General features: G+C 42.4%; 16 protein-coding genes and 1 riboswitch. Of the genes, 5 read left to right on the forward strand and 11 right to left on the reverse strand.

Translation table 11 applies throughout. The annotated features are described in order from the left end of the window. The first annotated feature begins 689 nt into the window (after window positions 1–689). Entirely contained in the window at window positions 690–1,139 is a 450-nt protein-coding gene (locus tag L4C38_RS19530) for an RNA recognition motif domain-containing protein (RefSeq protein ID WP_428799219.1), read from the forward strand. Here the strand turns inward: L4C38_RS19530 and murI are convergent. Then, window positions 1,105–1,896, reverse strand: a complete 792-nt coding sequence (gene murI, locus L4C38_RS19535) for a glutamate racemase (RefSeq protein ID WP_428799220.1) — start codon at window positions 1,894–1,896, stop codon at window positions 1,105–1,107. The two genes, L4C38_RS19530 and murI, sit on opposite strands and share 35 nt — an antisense overlap. 247 nt (window positions 1,897–2,143) lie before the next feature. Further along, window positions 2,144–4,057, reverse strand: coding sequence for a TonB-dependent receptor (locus L4C38_RS19540; RefSeq protein ID WP_428799221.1), 1,914 nt, complete (start codon window positions 4,055–4,057; stop codon window positions 2,144–2,146). A gap of 52 nt (window positions 4,058–4,109) precedes the next feature. Continuing rightward, a riboswitch (cobalamin riboswitch) is annotated at window positions 4,110–4,311 on the reverse strand. Window positions 4,312–4,496: 185 nt separating this feature from the next. On the opposite strand from L4C38_RS19540, the gene trmA reads away from it, so the two are divergent. Next, complete coding sequence (trmA, locus tag L4C38_RS19545) at window positions 4,497–5,603, forward strand: tRNA (uridine(54)-C5)-methyltransferase TrmA (RefSeq protein WP_428799222.1); 1,107 nt, start codon at window positions 4,497–4,499, stop codon at window positions 5,601–5,603. Window positions 5,604–5,669: 66 nt separating this feature from the next. On the opposite strand, the gene L4C38_RS19550 is transcribed toward trmA, so the two are convergent. Next, window positions 5,670–6,059 carry a YijD family membrane protein gene (locus L4C38_RS19550; RefSeq protein ID WP_428799223.1) on the reverse strand — a complete coding sequence of 130 codons (390 nt, stop codon included), beginning with the start codon at window positions 6,057–6,059 and terminating at the stop codon, window positions 5,670–5,672. After that, a complete protein-coding gene (fabR, locus tag L4C38_RS19555; protein WP_428799224.1) occupies window positions 6,059–6,700 on the reverse strand; it encodes an HTH-type transcriptional repressor FabR in 642 nt (213 codons plus the stop codon). The genes L4C38_RS19550 and fabR overlap by 1 nt, the downstream gene beginning before the upstream one ends. 277 nt (window positions 6,701–6,977) lie before the next feature. On the opposite strand from fabR, the gene sthA reads away from it, so the two are divergent. Continuing rightward, complete coding sequence (sthA, locus tag L4C38_RS19560; protein ID WP_428799225.1) at window positions 6,978–8,378, forward strand: Si-specific NAD(P)(+) transhydrogenase; 1,401 nt, start codon at window positions 6,978–6,980, stop codon at window positions 8,376–8,378. 72 nt (window positions 8,379–8,450) lie between these two features. Here sthA and L4C38_RS19565 read toward each other — a convergent pair whose 3' ends face one another. From L4C38_RS19565 to L4C38_RS19575, 3 genes are all read right to left on the reverse strand, one after another. Then, entirely contained in the window at window positions 8,451–9,263 is an 813-nt protein-coding gene (locus L4C38_RS19565) for a class I SAM-dependent methyltransferase (protein WP_428799226.1), read from the reverse strand. Between the two features lie 98 nt (window positions 9,264–9,361). Beyond that, a complete protein-coding gene (gene lexA, locus L4C38_RS19570) occupies window positions 9,362–9,982 on the reverse strand; it encodes a transcriptional repressor LexA (protein WP_428799227.1) in 621 nt (206 codons plus the stop codon). 85 nt (window positions 9,983–10,067) lie between these two features. Next, window positions 10,068–10,430, reverse strand: coding sequence for a diacylglycerol kinase (locus L4C38_RS19575; RefSeq protein WP_428799228.1), 363 nt, complete (start codon window positions 10,428–10,430; stop codon window positions 10,068–10,070). Between the two features lie 194 nt (window positions 10,431–10,624). Here L4C38_RS19575 and plsB point away from each other — a divergent pair, with 194 nt between their 5' ends. Next, window positions 10,625–13,081: a glycerol-3-phosphate 1-O-acyltransferase PlsB gene (gene plsB, locus L4C38_RS19580; protein ID WP_428799229.1), complete on the forward strand. Its 2,457-nt coding sequence runs from the start codon at window positions 10,625–10,627 to the stop codon at window positions 13,079–13,081. Between the two features lie 56 nt (window positions 13,082–13,137). Here plsB and ubiA read toward each other — a convergent pair whose 3' ends face one another. Both ubiA and L4C38_RS19590 read right to left on the reverse strand, forming a co-directional pair. Next, entirely contained in the window at window positions 13,138–13,992 is an 855-nt protein-coding gene (ubiA, locus tag L4C38_RS19585; protein ID WP_428799230.1) for a 4-hydroxybenzoate octaprenyltransferase, read from the reverse strand. Then, window positions 13,989–14,528 carry a chorismate lyase gene (locus tag L4C38_RS19590; RefSeq protein WP_428799231.1) on the reverse strand — a complete coding sequence of 180 codons (540 nt, stop codon included), beginning with the start codon at window positions 14,526–14,528 and terminating at the stop codon, window positions 13,989–13,991. The genes ubiA and L4C38_RS19590 overlap by 4 nt, the downstream gene beginning before the upstream one ends. Window positions 14,529–14,690: 162 nt before the next feature. Between L4C38_RS19590 and L4C38_RS19595 the strand changes: the two genes are divergently transcribed. Continuing rightward, on the forward strand, window positions 14,691–15,101 hold the full coding sequence (locus L4C38_RS19595; protein ID WP_428799232.1) for a flagellar basal body-associated protein FliL: 411 nt from the start codon (window positions 14,691–14,693) through the stop codon (window positions 15,099–15,101). 49 nt (window positions 15,102–15,150) lie between these two features. Here the strand turns inward: L4C38_RS19595 and glpG are convergent, their stop codons facing one another. Together glpG and glpE are read right to left on the reverse strand one after the other, a co-directional pair. After that, on the reverse strand, window positions 15,151–15,972 hold the full coding sequence (glpG, locus tag L4C38_RS19600) for a rhomboid family intramembrane serine protease GlpG (protein WP_428799233.1): 822 nt from the start codon (window positions 15,970–15,972) through the stop codon (window positions 15,151–15,153). 8 nt (window positions 15,973–15,980) lie between these two features. Beyond that, complete coding sequence (gene glpE, locus L4C38_RS19605) at window positions 15,981–16,301, reverse strand: thiosulfate sulfurtransferase GlpE (RefSeq protein WP_428799234.1); 321 nt, start codon at window positions 16,299–16,301, stop codon at window positions 15,981–15,983. Window positions 16,302–16,381 lie beyond the last annotated feature (80 nt).

Below are 16,381 nucleotides of genomic sequence, written 5' to 3' on the forward strand. Positions count from 1 at the left end.
GAGCCATGATCAAACTCTTCAATTTAAAGTTTTTTCGGCTCAATGAATACTGACTTCAAAACTAATATTTATCCGAAGATAAACATGTAATTCTAAAGCTATTATCATTCCAACAGAATGATAATGAATTGACTGTGCCAAATAATTCCTTTCTACAAGAGAAAGTAGCTATTCGTATTGGTCACTCAGTTCATTGAACCCAATGTGTTTCCGAAGAAACAGTTATTGCCGCTCTTTATAAAAAGGAACAGAATAACTTATTGGATTATCATCAACGAGTGCCCACACAGATTGATAGGTTTATATTGTTAAAGAGCTTTCTAGCTAACTTTGCACTCAGTGCTTCGTTGCTAGGGGTGCGAATCTTACGCTTCCCAGTTTAAGAGTCAAGAGTTTTTTAAAACTTTCTTTTCTCTCTACTTTCAACGGATGGTGACTTGCGTCTCGCTCCGTGTCAGTGAGGCGGGATTATAAGGAGGTTTGAAAACATGACAAGTGTTTTTTCCTAAAAAAGATTCCGTTTGCCTAAAAAGGCAGCAAATCATTAAAAGTAGTATAAAATATCAACATTTGAGTCATGTCACATCAATATATTGGAAAAATGCCAGCCATATACGTAAGATCCATGTGTCTATATTGTTAATATGTAGACGTTCAATTTTCTCTGACCTAGAAGTAGTATTCTGATTATGAGTTCAAATAAATCGATAGTAATGATAATTGCCCTAGCCGTACTTGGTGGTATTGTCTTTTCCCAGGTAGATATCTCTCCAGCCATCAGCTTTATTGTTGGTGTTGTTGCTTCCGCTTTTGTTTTGAAATTTTCTAGCGCAACAGTTGATACAATACCATTCAATGATCCTGCGACTAAAACGCTATATGTAGGTAATTTACCTTACAAAGCGAACGAGTCTCACGTGAAGGAGTTGTTTGCTAAGCATGGTGAAGTGTTTGCTGTTCGTTTAATGAAAGACAAGCGCACAGGTAAAAGACGAGGGTTTGGTTTCGTGGTAATGGCTGCATCTGACGCAGAAACTGCCATTGCAGCCTTAAATGAGCAGGATTATATGCAGCGTACGCTCAAAGTACGCATCGCAAATGAACCTAAGGCCCTAGATGAAAGGGACGAACTGGATTAAACCCTAGCTTAGCTAATGCTATATTCAGCGCATCTTCTTGCCAAGGAGTTGCGCTGGAATAGATATCTTTCTTTCCTTCTATATTACTATTCTTATTAATACCTAGCAGCTCCTGCACGCGACGGGCAATTGCCTCACCCGAATCCACCAGCAGCACTTTCTCACCAAGCACAGTTTGTATCTCTTCTTTTATAAGAGGGAAGTGAGTGCAACCAAGTACAGCGACATCAATTTTATTCGCAATTGGCGCCAGTAATTGACTCATTTCCTTGAGGCTAACCGGATGTCCGCGCAATTTTTCTTCTGCTATATCAACCAGACGTGTCACCCCTAGTAATTCAACAGGCTTGTTTTGTGAAAAGTCTTTGATCAATTCTTGCGTGTACTCTCTTTTAACCGTAGCTGGGGTTGCGATGAGTCCTACCGCTTTATTAGCAAGATTGGAAGCGGGCTTAATTGCCGGAACGACACCGACGACAGGTGTCATAAGTCGAGAACGTAGTGAAGGCAATACGATTGTGCTTGCGGTATTACAAGCAATAACAACTAAATCAATTTTGTGTTTTTCAACCATTAGGGAAACAAGCTGATTAACCCGTTCGATCAAAGTTTGACGTTCAAGCTCGCCATAAGGGTATGCTGCATTGTCAAACAGATAGTAGTAATCAAGTTGTGGCAATCGAGCTTCTATCTCTTTATAGACAGAGAGCCCACCGACACCAGAATCGAAGATCAAAACCTTGGGTTGCTGAGACACTTAACTTTTCCTGCAATGAATATGGGGCAAATCATACCCTGTGATTTGCTTTTCGCAATATTTTGGCTTGGTATCTTTGGTGAGAAAAGCGCTCACCATGGGTCAATCTCTTTAAATAATCCAGCTAACAGATGCTCGTCATACTAGCGCCGCTGAACACTCTAGAAATTCATTAGTTTAAAACCATTTGCAACTAAAGGTATAATTCATAGATTAAAAAACCGCCTACTGGCGGTTTAGGTACATCTTAAAATTCATAGGCTGCGCTTAAATAATATGCCTGTTCATTACCCGAGTAATAGCCCCTATAAAATACATAACTAGCATATTTTTCGTTAAGTAAATTATCTGCTCTAAGAGAAATATTTAAGTCCGATACACGATAGTTCAAAGCTAGATTCACCAGCCAATAAGAATCTAACTTATCTAAATTGTTCGAGTTATCACCATCTTGATATCGCTCGCCCGTATATACAGCATCAGAATACAGATTGATATTATCTGCTATCGCATAATTAAACCCTACCTTACCAGTATGATTTGCCACCCATGCAACATCATTTCCTTTGTTTTCACCTTCGGTGAATTCCGCATCTATATAATTATATTCGGCTGATACTTGAAATTGTTCTGTGACATAAAAACTTCCCGATAACCCCGCTCCATTCCGAGTTGAAGCATCAGCATTCATATTTGCGCCACTTCCTGAAGCAGGATCTGTGGCATACACAATCTCATCTTCAAGTTCCAAATTAAATAAATTCAGATTTATTGAATAGTTTTCGTTGTAGAGATTCCAGCCGAGCTCATTTGAAATACCTTTTTGTGGCTTAAGCCCAATCACCCCAGGCAAAGTAAAAGACTGCTCTGATACTTTGGCAAAACGAAAATTACTCTCAGTACGAACATAAAGACGCATGCTATCGTTGACGACATAATTTAATGCGACCTCGTAGGCTGTAGCATTTTCATCAATAGCCTGACCATCAGGGAACTGGGCAGCGTCTGTTATATCATCTTCAACAGTAGCATAACGACCGCCAAGATTAACTGACAAAGCGTCAGTCAAAGGATGAGTGTAACGACCATATACACTCCAAGAATTTTGTTCTATATCTCTATCAGTCCATTTCCCAAGATAATCATAATGCTTCTTAGCAACATCTAAACCCAATATAATATTCGTCAAACCATGGGAACTTGCGAAGCCACCTTCGACTTGCCCTGCATAAAATATTTGTCCCCCATCTGCCTTTTTCTTGCCCCCACTAGCGAAACCACTTTCGTCAGTGTCATCGAATATAATCTCATTCTTTAAGACCCAAGCCTGAGAAATATCCTGATTGTAACCAAACCTAACCACACGTGTAATTGCATGATTATATTCATTCGATGACGACTGCGTTGGATCATCCTTAAACTGTTCTTCAGTTAAACTACCAGCATACTCTCTATCACTGTCATAATACGCAATCTCCACAAACAATTTTTGGGTATCATTTTCATAATTTACTCTCGCAAGTATTGACCCATTTTCACTGGCATTATGATCACGATAATTGTCTGAATTATTTTGAGTTGCTGAAAAACGGTAACTTAGTTCATCATCGATAGAGCCTGATGCAGATGCATTAATCACCTTTGAATTGAAGCTGCCGTAGGAAGCACTTACACCCACACGATTCTCTTTGGACGAACGAGTAACAATATTAATTACACCACCAACGGCTTGATCACCATAGAGCACACCTGCACTACCCGACAAAACTTCAATACTTTCAATGTCATCCAATTGTACAAAGTTAAGATTTGGTGCAACGATATCTTGTGAGTTTAGGCGGCGTCCATCAAGCAGTACAAGCGTATTGCTTGATGCCTGTTCACCACTAAAACCACGAAGTGAAAATGCAGAACCACTATTTGAATCTGAAATTTGAATACCAGCTCGACCACGTAATAGAGATTCTAATGATTTAGCGCCGCTACTCTCTATCTCATCACGAGTAATGATGGTTACATTTGAAGGAACATCAGCTACGGTGTTAACGTTTTCACTACGAGCCAAAACAACCATTGTCTCGTCAGCGGCTTGCTGGGCTTGGGAATAAGGGGCGTAAGAAAGCAGTGACGCGACTGTCACAGCTAAAATTGATCGGTTCATTTTATCGTCCTAAATCGCGTAAAATCTACTGAGCGTGGAGCAATCGCTTCCAGTGTGGGCTCAGTTGCTGGCAGGTATTCGGACTTTAGAGCTTTACATCTTAATCTAATCGCTCGACTTCCCACATCAATCTAGATGCAGTGTCATTTGAGCTTTCGTTCTCTATTACCGCTGCGCGTCAGTTCTGGATTTTCACCAGATTCCCTATTCAGCCATCTATACTTCTAGATAGCACCAGCTACGCGACGATGGTATTAAGCAATTGGTTATTTGTCCAGCAAATATCTGATGCCTCTATTATTTACTATCCAATGATTCGATTACCTTCTTACTTCTGAGAAGTTATCTTTTACGCATTTTCGTTCAAAACTGGACATATAGCTGATATCGAATAAAATCTGCGCTCTTAAATAAAATGCACCATACAAAGGTTATTACTATGGCGACTCTTGATGTAAATCCACAGCACTATCAACAGCAGTTGGCAGAAAAGGTTGAACGTCTTAATGAGATGTTTACTCAATACAATGTGCCAGAGTTGGAAGTGTTCGAATCTCCAGAGCAGCACTACCGTATGCGTGCAGAGTTTCGCGTTTGGCACGAAGGTGAAGACATGTACTACATCATGTTCGACCAAGAAACTCGCGAAAAGTACCGCGTTGATCAATTCCCAGCAGCAAGCCGGCTCATCAATGACTTGATGCCACTACTTATTGACGCGATGAAAGACAACGACTCGCTACGTCGTAAGCTTTTCCAAGTCGACTTCTTATCAACATTAAGTGGTGAGATCTTGGTTTCTCTGCTTTACCACCGCCAGTTGGATGATGCTTGGATTGATGAAGCGAAAGCATTAAAACAACGTCTGAACGATGAAGGTTTCAACCTTAACTTAATTGGTCGTGCGCGTAAGATGAAGGTCGTGCTTGACCGCGATTACGTGATAGAAAAGCTGGATGTAGATGGTAAGCCATACATCTACCAACAAGTTGAAAATAGCTTTACCCAGCCTAATGCTAAAGTCGCTACGAAGATGCTTGAATGGGCTGTCGATTGCACTCAAGAAAGCCAAGGTGATTTACTCGAGCTTTACTGTGGTAACGGTAACTTCTCACTGGCTCTTGCACAGAACTTCAATCGTGTACTCGCAACCGAATTGGCAAAGCCTTCTGTAGAATCAGCGCAGTACAATATTGCCGCGAACAAGATTGAAAATGTGCAAATTGTTCGCTTATCTGCGGAAGAGTTTACCCAAGCGATCGAAGGTCAGCGTGAGTTCCGCCGTTTGAAAGATGCAGGTGTCGACTTAAACAGCTATAACTGCAACACCATCTTTGTCGATCCACCTCGCTCAGGTATGGATATTGATACTTGTAAAATGGTGCAAAGCTACGAACGCATCCTATACATTTCGTGTAACCCTGAAACACTACAAGAAAACCTAGATGTATTATGCGAAACACATAAGGTGACACGATTCGCACTGTTCGATCAGTTCCCGTATACCCACCATATGGAAGCGGGTGTGATGCTAGAGCGTAAATAGTTGTCCATTTGAATTGATATAAAAAAACGAGCCATTTGGCTCGTTTTTTTTATTACTCTTGTTCAATTATTCTGCGGCTGCGTCTTCTTTCGATTTCGACATATAACCGAGCTTTTTACCAATCCAAAGCATCAATAACATTGCTACCATAATGGCAAAGAAATTTGAACCCGATTCTGGGTGTTGCGCTTTAATAAACGCTGAATGACCAAATGCTCCGACAAAGAAACATGCTAAACCAATAAGCGGAATATCTTCTGATACAGGGTTACTTAGGTATTCTTTGTATAGCGTTTGAGCTGCCAATACGAGTGCTATGATTGGAAAAATTGAAAAGCTTACTTCACTCATCGTTAGCCATGAAAGCAATGCGTCTCCACACATACCAGCAATTAGAGCTAGAACCAGTGTTTTCCTTTCCGAGCCACGATTAATTGGATTATTTTCATTAGACATTAATCTATCCCGCCTTTTAGTCGGTTACGTTCACGTTCTTTGCGATACCAATAAGCCCCTTTGGCTATCATTCGCAACTGCATGATCAGACGTTCAGCTAAAATTTCACGCTCACGTCGATCGAGATCTAAAGCTTCTGCGCCTGAGCTAAATACTAATGTGACTGACGCTTCTGCTTGGATGTAGGCTTCATCACGACTCATTCCTGTCGTGATCAAGAACTCTGTGAGTTCTGCCGCAAAATGTTGTATTTCACGAGCCACCGCGGTACGAAAAGCAAAAGAGGTTCCTGAACGTTCACGTAATAGTAATCGAAAAACGTTAGGGCTACTCTCGATGAATTCCATAAAGGTTTCCACAGAAGTACGAATAACACTACCTTCTTTAACAATCCGTTGTCGAGCTTGGCGCATCAATTGACGCAGCAACAAGCCACCTTCATCTACCATGGTTAATCCTAGCTCATCCATATCTTTAAAGTGACGATAAAATGAGGTAGGTGCAATCCCCGCTTCACGCGCGACTTCTCGAAGACTTAAATTAGAAAAGCTTCGATCTGCACTCAACTGGCTAAATGATGCATCGACAAGTGAACGACGCGTTTTCTCTTTTTGCTGTGCGCGAATTCCCATGGTTTTCATTTTCTAAGTTCTACTTTTCTGACAAGGGAGTCCTTAATATACAATGATTCTCCTTATGACTTAAGCCTTTCCTTATAAGGAAGAAATTAACCCCAGTTAAATAATGATTACAATCATTTCGCCTCAAATTAGAGATCTCAAACGGAGTTAACAACGCAAATTTCATCTCCCGCACGTGATCACATCGACTCTCTAGCGTGAGAATCATTTACCCAAAGTTATAATTCGTTAAAATCACGCTAAGGCAATGTTAAAATAGTATAACAAGGAAAGAGTTATGGCTGTAAGCAATCATTTTGATGTCATTGTAATAGGGAGTGGTCCCGGCGGTGAAGGGGCGGCTATGGGGCTGACAAAAGCCGGTCTCAACGTCGCGATTATTGAAAAAGAAAGCAGCGTTGGTGGTGGTTGTACTCACTGGGGTACGATTCCATCTAAAGCATTACGCCATGCCGTAAGCCGCATTATTGAATTTAATAGCAACCCTCTCTTTTGCAAAAACAACACTAGCTTACACTCCACCTTCTCTAATATTCTCAGCCACGCTAAATCTGTTATCGATAAACAAACACGCTTACGTCAAGGCTTCTACGATCGCAACGAATGCACGCTACTCTTCGGATCTGCTCGATTTATTGACGGCAATACCGTGGCGGTAATGCAAAATGATGGCAGCGATGAAATCTACACCGCAGATAAATTTGTTATTGCAACAGGCTCTCGCCCTTATCGCCCTGACAATGTCGATTTTGACCACGAGCGTGTTTATGACAGCGATTCCATCCTCAGTTTAAAACACGATCCTCGTCATATCATCATTTACGGCGCAGGAGTAATCGGCTGTGAATACGCCTCCATCTTCCGAGGTCTCGGGGTTAAAACCGATCTGATTAATACTCGTGACCGTCTATTAAGCTTTTTAGACAATGAAGTCTCGGATGCACTCTCTTACCATTTTTGGAACAGTGGCGTTGTGATTCGTAACGACGAAACATTTGAGCAGGTAGAAGGCACCGAAGATGGCGTTATCGTCCATTTGGAATCTGGTAAAAAGATGAAGGCTGATTGCATTCTCTATGCTAACGGACGTACCGGTAATACAGACAAACTCAACTTGAGTGCTGTTGGTTTGGCTGCAGATTCTCGAGGTCAATTAAAAGTGAACAGCAACTACCAAACCGAAGCTGAGCACATTTTTGCGGTCGGGGATGTTATCGGCTATCCAAGCCTAGCCAGTGCAGCTTACGATCAAGGTCGATTTGTCGCACAAGCAATCACTAAAGGGAAAGCGGATAACTATCTTATTGATGATATCCCAACCGGTATATATACCATTCCGGAAATCAGCTCCGTCGGTAAAACCGAACAAGAATTGACAGCTGCAAAGATCCCTTACGAAGTTGGACGTTCATCGTTCAAACATTTAGCCCGCGCTCAGATCGCAGGTAAAGATATTGGCAGCTTAAAAATTCTCTTTCATCGTGAAACCAAAGAAATTCTCGGCATTCATTGTTTTGGCGAACGCGCTGCAGAGATCATTCACATTGGGCAAGCCATTATGGAGCAAAAAGGAGAAGCGAATACCATTGAGTATTTTGTCAAAACCACCTTTAACTACCCTACTATGGCAGAGGCATATCGTGTTGCTGCACTGAATGGTTTGAACCGACTGTTCTGATCTGGCGTGAAACCTTGTTTAGCTTAAATGACAAAGCTGCTCATTTTGAGTGGCTTTGTCATTTCGTCTTGATCACCAACGCAATAAAACGACCACTGGCGTGAGTCTATGTTTTACAGCAGAAAACTTGGTCAGCAACCGTTGCCACCACTTCCATCTGCGGCATTGTTTATCAATAGGGGAAAAGGTTCGAACTCTACGCAACCAAGGCAAGTATTGTATTAGAGCGTCTTTCGTCGATTCATAGCCATGAGCGTACTGACCAGAGCCCATCTTTTGCCCTATTTTTGTTTGGCTAAGATCGCCCGCTAACACCAAACACGCACGTGCATCATCAAAATGTAGCCCCAGAGATTGAACAAAGCTTGCCACTTGAGTTTCATTGATATCCAACAATGCATGCTCACAAACCAGCATAACGGGTGCCTTTTCCGGGATATTTAACTCATCGAGCCAAGAAAGATGTGTCACGCTACCGCAATGGTGATGGTAGCGTTCGCTATTATGAAATAGCTTTTGTCGCCACAGCAAGTTTTCGGTCACATCCAGTTCGATCCAGCGGCATAAACCATTATCTAACCGATAGAAACGCGTATCTAACCCAGCACCAACATTAATGATCCAACCATCAGGATTTTGCTTAAGAAAAGCATTCACTTGATCATCACAAAGCTGAGTAAGCGTGGCATGAAGTAACTGTTTCTGATCGATATCACCGGAAAAACACTCAGGTGCCAACAGGCAGCGGTGACACGCCGTCGCGGCAATAGGATCATACACCAAACCGTCATCAGCAAGACTTTCCCTGCTACGGAACCATAACGGCTGTAGAAGATTTGTCGGTATCTGATAACGAGTTTTAGGGGGACGTTGGGGGGCTGTCATTATCATCTTCCTTCCTTAGCAAGATAGAAGATGATAATGAATATCACTTACAAATACAAGTTAGTGATAACTAATCTCAATAAAATGACAGTAAATGGTTACATCCAATCTGTATTACGAATAATACCTACCGCAATGCCTTCGATAGCAAGATGCTGGCTAGTAAGATCGACTTTGATTGGTTCAAACTCTTTATTTTCTGCATGCAGTAATACTGTAGAGCCTTTACGCTCTAAGCGCTTAACCGTGACATCATCATCGACACGAGCCACTATAACTTGACCATCACGCACATCTTGAGTTTTATGCACAGCAAGGAGATCACCATCCATAATACCGATATCTTTCATCGACTCTCCGTTAACTCGCAGTAAAAAATCGGCTTGAGGCTTAAACATGCTTGGATCAACTTTGTAATGTGATTCAACATGCTCTTGAGCCAAAATTGGCTCACCAGCAGCAACTTGACCGATTAATGGCAATCCTTGGTCATCATTCGCTGCTTCAGTTAGCAGAATGCGGATCCCGCGCGATGCACCAGGAATTATCTCGATGGCTTGCTTACGGGCAAGCGCCTTAAGATGCTCTTCAGCAGCATTCGCAGAGCGAAAACCGAGTTCTTTGGCTATTTCTGCACGCGTTGGCGGCATGCCGAACTCATCAATTCTACTTTTGATTAAGTCAAAAACTTGTTGCTGGCGGGGCGTTAACGGCTTCATAAGTCACCTGTCTTTTTATACAGTTAACTGTGAGTATATCCAGTAATTGAACAAATGAAAAGCAAATTGATGTTATTTTAGAAGGCTAGAGAAACACAATCTCTAGCCATGTATAACCAGTTAATAGCATAGTCAACATCACCGCCGCAGAACCTATATCTTTCGCCCGTCCGGATAACTCATGCAGCTCAGGTCCAATTCGATCAACTATAGCTTCTATTGCGCTGTTAATCAGTTCAACCACCAGTACTAATATTACGCTGGCAACCAATAGGATCCTTTCTACTTGGGTCACATCTAACCAGAAAGCAATTGGAAGCATAATAGCGGCCAAAATGATCTCTTCACGAAAAGCGGCTTCGTGTTTGAACGCAGCGTTCAGCCCTTGCCATGAATAACGCGTAGCGCTAAAGACTCGTTTTAAACTATGGGTAGATTTGGGTTTCACATTAATCTCTCAAAAAATGACACAATCTTGGCAAACCATCACCGAGACTGCTGCTTTTACGCTCAATAATAATTAAAAGGTTCGACCAGTTTCTGGTATCCTTGCTGCCTAAAAAAATCGCTTGGGCACATTTCGAGTTCTAAACTAAAAGAACTGGAAATGTGCTTATCATCTATTTGAGGCAAAGAACCTTTATGTCTTCTGGACGTTCTCTATCACGCTCCCTTTTAAAATTACCCCTGTCGGTACTAGTAAAGGGAACGGCTATACCTTCAAATCCGATTGAAGATCATAGCATTGATATTAACAAGCCCATCATTTATGCACTACCTTACCGTTCAGCAGTTGACTTGCTTAGCGTACAAAAGCAGGTAATGTCGCTGGGGCTACCGGATCCTTTACAGCCTCTTGAAATTAACGGTCAAAATTTTAGCCGTTATGTTTTTACTTCTTTTCGCCAAACAGTTATGGGCAATGATAGTGATGTGCCTACAGAGTCTATCGCTCTATTTTCAGAACTGCTAGCGCTACATAAAGAAGATAGTGAACTTGATGTTCAAGTTATCCCTGTTACCGTTCTATGGGGTCGAAAACCAGGTAAAGAGAGTAAGCACACTAATTACCTACAGTCACTCAATGGTCCGCAAAAAGCTAAAGCGGTACTACTCGCAGGTCGTGACTGCTTAGTGCGGATCAGCCCAGTGGTATCGCTACGTTACATGGCAAACTCACACGGTACAGACTCATCGATCGCTCATAAACTTGCTCGTGTTGCTCGTATTCACTTTTCACGCCAAAAATTGGCTGCTTCAGGACCTAACCTCCCTAGCCGTCAGGCGCTATTTAGTCGACTAATGAAATCGAAAGCGATTGAAAAAGCGATTGAAGATGAGGCGAATGCTAAAGGTATCTCACTAGAGAAAGCACGCAAAGAAGCCCATAACATGATGGATGAAATTGCAGCTGATTTCTCTTATTCATTAGTCAAAAATGGTGACCGTATTCTTGGTTGGCTTTGGAACCGCATTTACCAAGGCTTAAACATCAACAATGCCGCAACAGTTCGTCGTTTAGCACAAGATGGTCATGAGATTGTCTACGTGCCATGTCATCGCAGCCATATGGACTACTTATTACTTTCATACGTGCTTTATCATGAAGGTATGGTTCCGCCACATATTGCCGCAGGGATTAATCTCAACTTCTTCCCAGCCGGTCCAATTTTCCGTAGAGGTGGCGCGTTCTTCATTCGCCGCAGCTTTAAAGGTAACAAGCTTTATTCCACTATTTTTCGTGAGTACTTGGCTGAGCTCTTTGCTAAAGGGTATTCGGTTGAGTATTTCAGTGAAGGGGGCCGCTCTCGTACCGGTCGTCTACTACAAGCCAAAACGGGTATGCTGGCAATGACAGTACAAGCAATGCTGCGCGGGCTCAACAGACCCGTCACGTTAGTACCTGTTTACATTGGTTATGAGCACGTAATGGAAGTAGGCACTTACGCCAATGAACTACGTGGTAAGAATAAAGAGAAAGAAAATGCCAGCTTAGTACTGCGTACTATCCGTAAATTACGCAACTTTGGACAAGGTTATGTAAACTTTGGTGAGCCTATTCCTGTCAATCAATACTTAAATGAACATGCTCCAGAGTGGACCAAAGACATTGACCCGATGGGAGGCTCAAAACCACAGTGGTTAACCCCCGTGGTAAATAGCTTGGCTACAAAAATGATGACCAACATCAATGATGCCGCCGCTGCAAACGCACTGACACTTTGTGCTACGGCGCTTTTAGCATCGCGACAACGAGCCCTCTCACGTGATAGCTTAGTCGAACAGATCGAATGCTATCTATCATTACTTAAAAACGTGCCTTACTCTTCAACCTACACCATGCCAAGTGAAGGTGCAGAAGCGTTAGTAAAACACGCAGAGTCTTTAGATAAGTTTGTTATCGAAGCCGATAGTATGGGTGAGATTGTATCGCTTGATCGCAATCAGTCGATTCTGATGACGTACTACCGCAACAACATCATCCACCTATTTGCGATTCCCGCACTGATTGCACAAATGCTAGTTCGCCGTCAAACGCTGACCATGGCACAAATCAAATTGAATGTGGCGCAGATTTATCCATTCCTCAAGCAAGAGCTGTTCTTAAGTATTGAAGAGTCTAAACTTGACGACGTAGTTGAAGCGTATGTGACTGAATTGGCAAACCAAGGTTTGATCAGTGTCTTCGATGAAATGGTCGAACTAAAACAGAGCAACACGCAAGTATTGGTATTGCTCGGTCGTACTATTTCAGAAACACTACAGCGTTATGCTATTGCTTTGAACCTATTGGTTGCTAACCCTGAACTTGGTAAATCAGACATAGAAATGAAGAGCCAAGACATCGCTCAACGTCTCGGACGTTTGCACGGTATAAACGCACCGGAATACTTCGACAAAGGCGTATTCTCATCAATGTTTACCACCTTGAAAGAACAAGCCTATTTGGATGTAGAAGGAAACTGTGACCTTAACAAAACCAGTACACTTGCAGAGTTACTTTACTCGCTGCTCTATCCTGAAGTTCGCTTAACTATTCGTGAAAGTGTGTGTCAGGCAACTGAGCACTGTAATAGCAGTGACTCAACGGCTGAATAGTGTCGACTAGATACAACAAAGGGCATCAATTGATGCCCTTTTCTTTTGTCTTCCATTTACCAAAATGCTATGAGTAACCCGATTGTGACTACCATCCCTACATAATTATTGTTGAGAAAAGCTTGGAAGCAGAGCTCACGATCTCGATGGCGGATCAAATGCTGCTGAAAAACAAACAAAGCCGCCACGATCAGTATACTCCAATAAAAACTCGCTCCGAGTGCATACCACATCCCTAAGCCCATGAGCATCAGCAAGGTGACAAGTTGCAAACCTCCGATGATCATCTTGTCGAAACGACCAAATAATATCGCGGTTGATTTGACCCCAATTTTTAAGTCGTCATCGCGATCGACCATGGCATATTGCGTGTCGTAGGCAATGGTCCACAACACATTTATGGCAAATACAAACCATACCATTGGCGGTAATTCATTGGCTTGTGCAGCCCAAGCCATTGGTATTGCCCAGCTAAAAGCTAAGCCTAAGAAAAGTTGTGGCAAATGAGTATAACGCTTCATGAATGGATAAATGAACGCGAGAAAAATCCCCACAAATGACAATTTGATAGTGAGAGGGTTCATCGTCATCACCAACAAAAACGACGATACTGCCAATGCAATGAACAATATGACCGCTTCTCTACTGCTAATTAAACCTGACGGTAAAGGTCGATGCTGGGTACGTTTTACATACCCGTCCACTTTTCTATCAGCAAAATCGTTGATAACACAACCCGCAGCCCGCATCAGGACAACACCAAGAATGAACACCAACAATACTTCAAAGCTCGGAATTCCCTGCGCAGCAATAATCAATGCCCACAAAGTTGGCCAAAGTAACAAAAGAGTACCAATTGGCTTATTCATTCGCATCAATTGCCAATAGGCGCGCACTTTTGCGGTAGTCATTTACTTTCCTTAGAGTAGATCGGTGCATTAGGTAAAAATAGTTCAGCCACTAGCATAGGCTTATCGTTCATCCACAGTCGAGAACGACGGACTAGACACAACCCACTTGGCGTTTCTGCCCAGCCAACTTGCAGCGCATCTCGCTTAACGTTATTTGAACTAAATATGGTTATACCGAGGGGTATTTCCCCCTGACGCGCAAGATCATGCGGCTGATCGGTCAACGAAGACTGCGGTATGAGAGTTCGACCTAACACCCAAGGCATACCATCACCTTTAAGTACAACTTTACGTAACAAGCATTGTTCTTCAGTCAGCAACGCCAACTCTTGCTGATCGAGTTGCTGTGAGGAAACAATGTCATTATGAAATAGATCCACATTCAATTGTTGGCAATAAGTTTCTAATAAACGTGACAAAGACCCCTGTTCTTGCAGCCAATCCCTCGCGATTTCAGAAGGAAAGCTAAAATTTTCAGGCTGTTGCCATTTAACTTGGCGCAGTGCAGATAAATAAAGCGCAATCATTTGATTCATACTAGTATTCAATCAGTCGCTCTATCGCGTACAATAAAGCTACAATTCATTGGTTAACCGCTAAAAAAGCAATTAACCATTATCCCTTACAAATAGATGCTCTATTGTAACAAGACTCCGGCGATTCGAGTATCGTGATCAGAAGAAAGAGAAGTTAGAAATATGTTTAAACGTTACCTAGCCCAAATATTTGCATCTCTAGCTCTGATTATTACCATGCCAGCCATGGCTAATGATGATGCTGGCGTACCCCAACTCGCTTACTTCACCCTTGAGCCAGACTTGACCACTAACTTCTATACCAAAGGTAATAAACTTGGCTATGTCCAAGTGCGTATCGATATTATGGTTGCCAATCAAGCCGACTTGTCCTTGATTGAAATGCACCAGCCTCTTATTAGAGATGCCGTGATCGAGATGCTAGGAAAGCAAACAGAAGAAACCGTAAAGTCTCTAGCAGGACGTGAAGATTTGCGTAAAAGCTTAGTTGAAGAGTTAAACGCTATTTTGCTACCTGAAACAGGTAAGACTGTTATTGCAGACCTACTCTTTACCAAATACCTATATCAATAGAAGAAAGAAAATTGATCGCGACAAAAAAAAGCGGCGCATGCCGCCTTTTTTATTTTCGAGTGTCCCACAAGCCAATGACAACTCCAGAGAGTAATCCAACCAAGTGAGCCGTATTGGCGATGGCCATAAATGGTTGCACAAAACCAAGTAACAACCAGACCAACATAAAGCCGAGGATGGGTTTAGGCATACTCAGACCTTTACTCGGCGCGCGATATCCCAGCATCCATATGTAGCCTACTAAGGCATAAACCACACCAGATAAGCCACCAAAGTTAGCCCCCTCCACCCAATATTGACCAAAGCCAGAAGCGACTGCTGACACTGCAAAAATTTGTGCCAACTTGCCACTACCCAGCCGGAGTTCAATATCTCCACCGAGTTGCCACCACCAAAGTAGGTTAAACGCGATATGCATGATAGAGAAATGCAATAAGGCATGACTAAACCAACGCCAAATCTGCCACTCTTGCCCTGTAAATGCAGGAAAGTGAAGGGTATTGAATACTGGCTGACCAGCACCAAATTGCTGCATAGCAAAAATGACGATACAGGCCGCCATGATCAACAAGCTAAATGGTCCAGCTTTTGCCTTTAGCATCGACATCATGCTTGGTGAGTTGTAATGAAATTGGTTTTGTCGCGTTTCGACCATATCCCAAGATGCCGCTTGGTACTTAGATTCGCTTGGATTGGCAAGAAACATTGTCAGCTCAGCTTCAGTTTCGATTTGATGCTGGGCATCCAATAACCATAGTGCAAACTGACCTTGCCCTTCGGGCATCATTTTTATTTCAACTTGGCGTGACGCCATATAGTCGATAAATGCCTGAGCTACTCTCGGCTGATTCAAGGTAATCAGTTTGATCATAATTCTACCTAGTTTGATTCAACAGGTAAGCTTGCACGGTGCCAAGCTTCGAAACCACCATCAACATTATACACCTGCTCAAAGCCTTGGTTAACCAAATACTGCGCCGCACCTTGGCTGCTGATCCCGTGATAGCACATAACTAATACTGGTTGCTCGAACTCAGCTTCCTGCAGAAATTGAACCATTGTTTCGTTGGTTAGATGGAATGCTTGCGCTGCGTGAGATACAGCAAATGCTTGTGGATCACGAATGTCCACCATATGTGCTTCGGAATTTTCCATTAAGTGATGAGCAGCTTGTACATCTATATGTTGGAACTGGTCCATTTACTTTCTCTTTTCGGCTTTTTATTAGTGACAACATTGTAACCTATCCAATGCTCAACAAGTACACGGTAGGAATAAGG

This window comes from Vibrio kasasachensis (genome assembly GCF_050337565.1).
Lineage (GTDB): Bacteria > Pseudomonadota > Gammaproteobacteria > Enterobacterales > Vibrionaceae > Vibrio > Vibrio kasasachensis.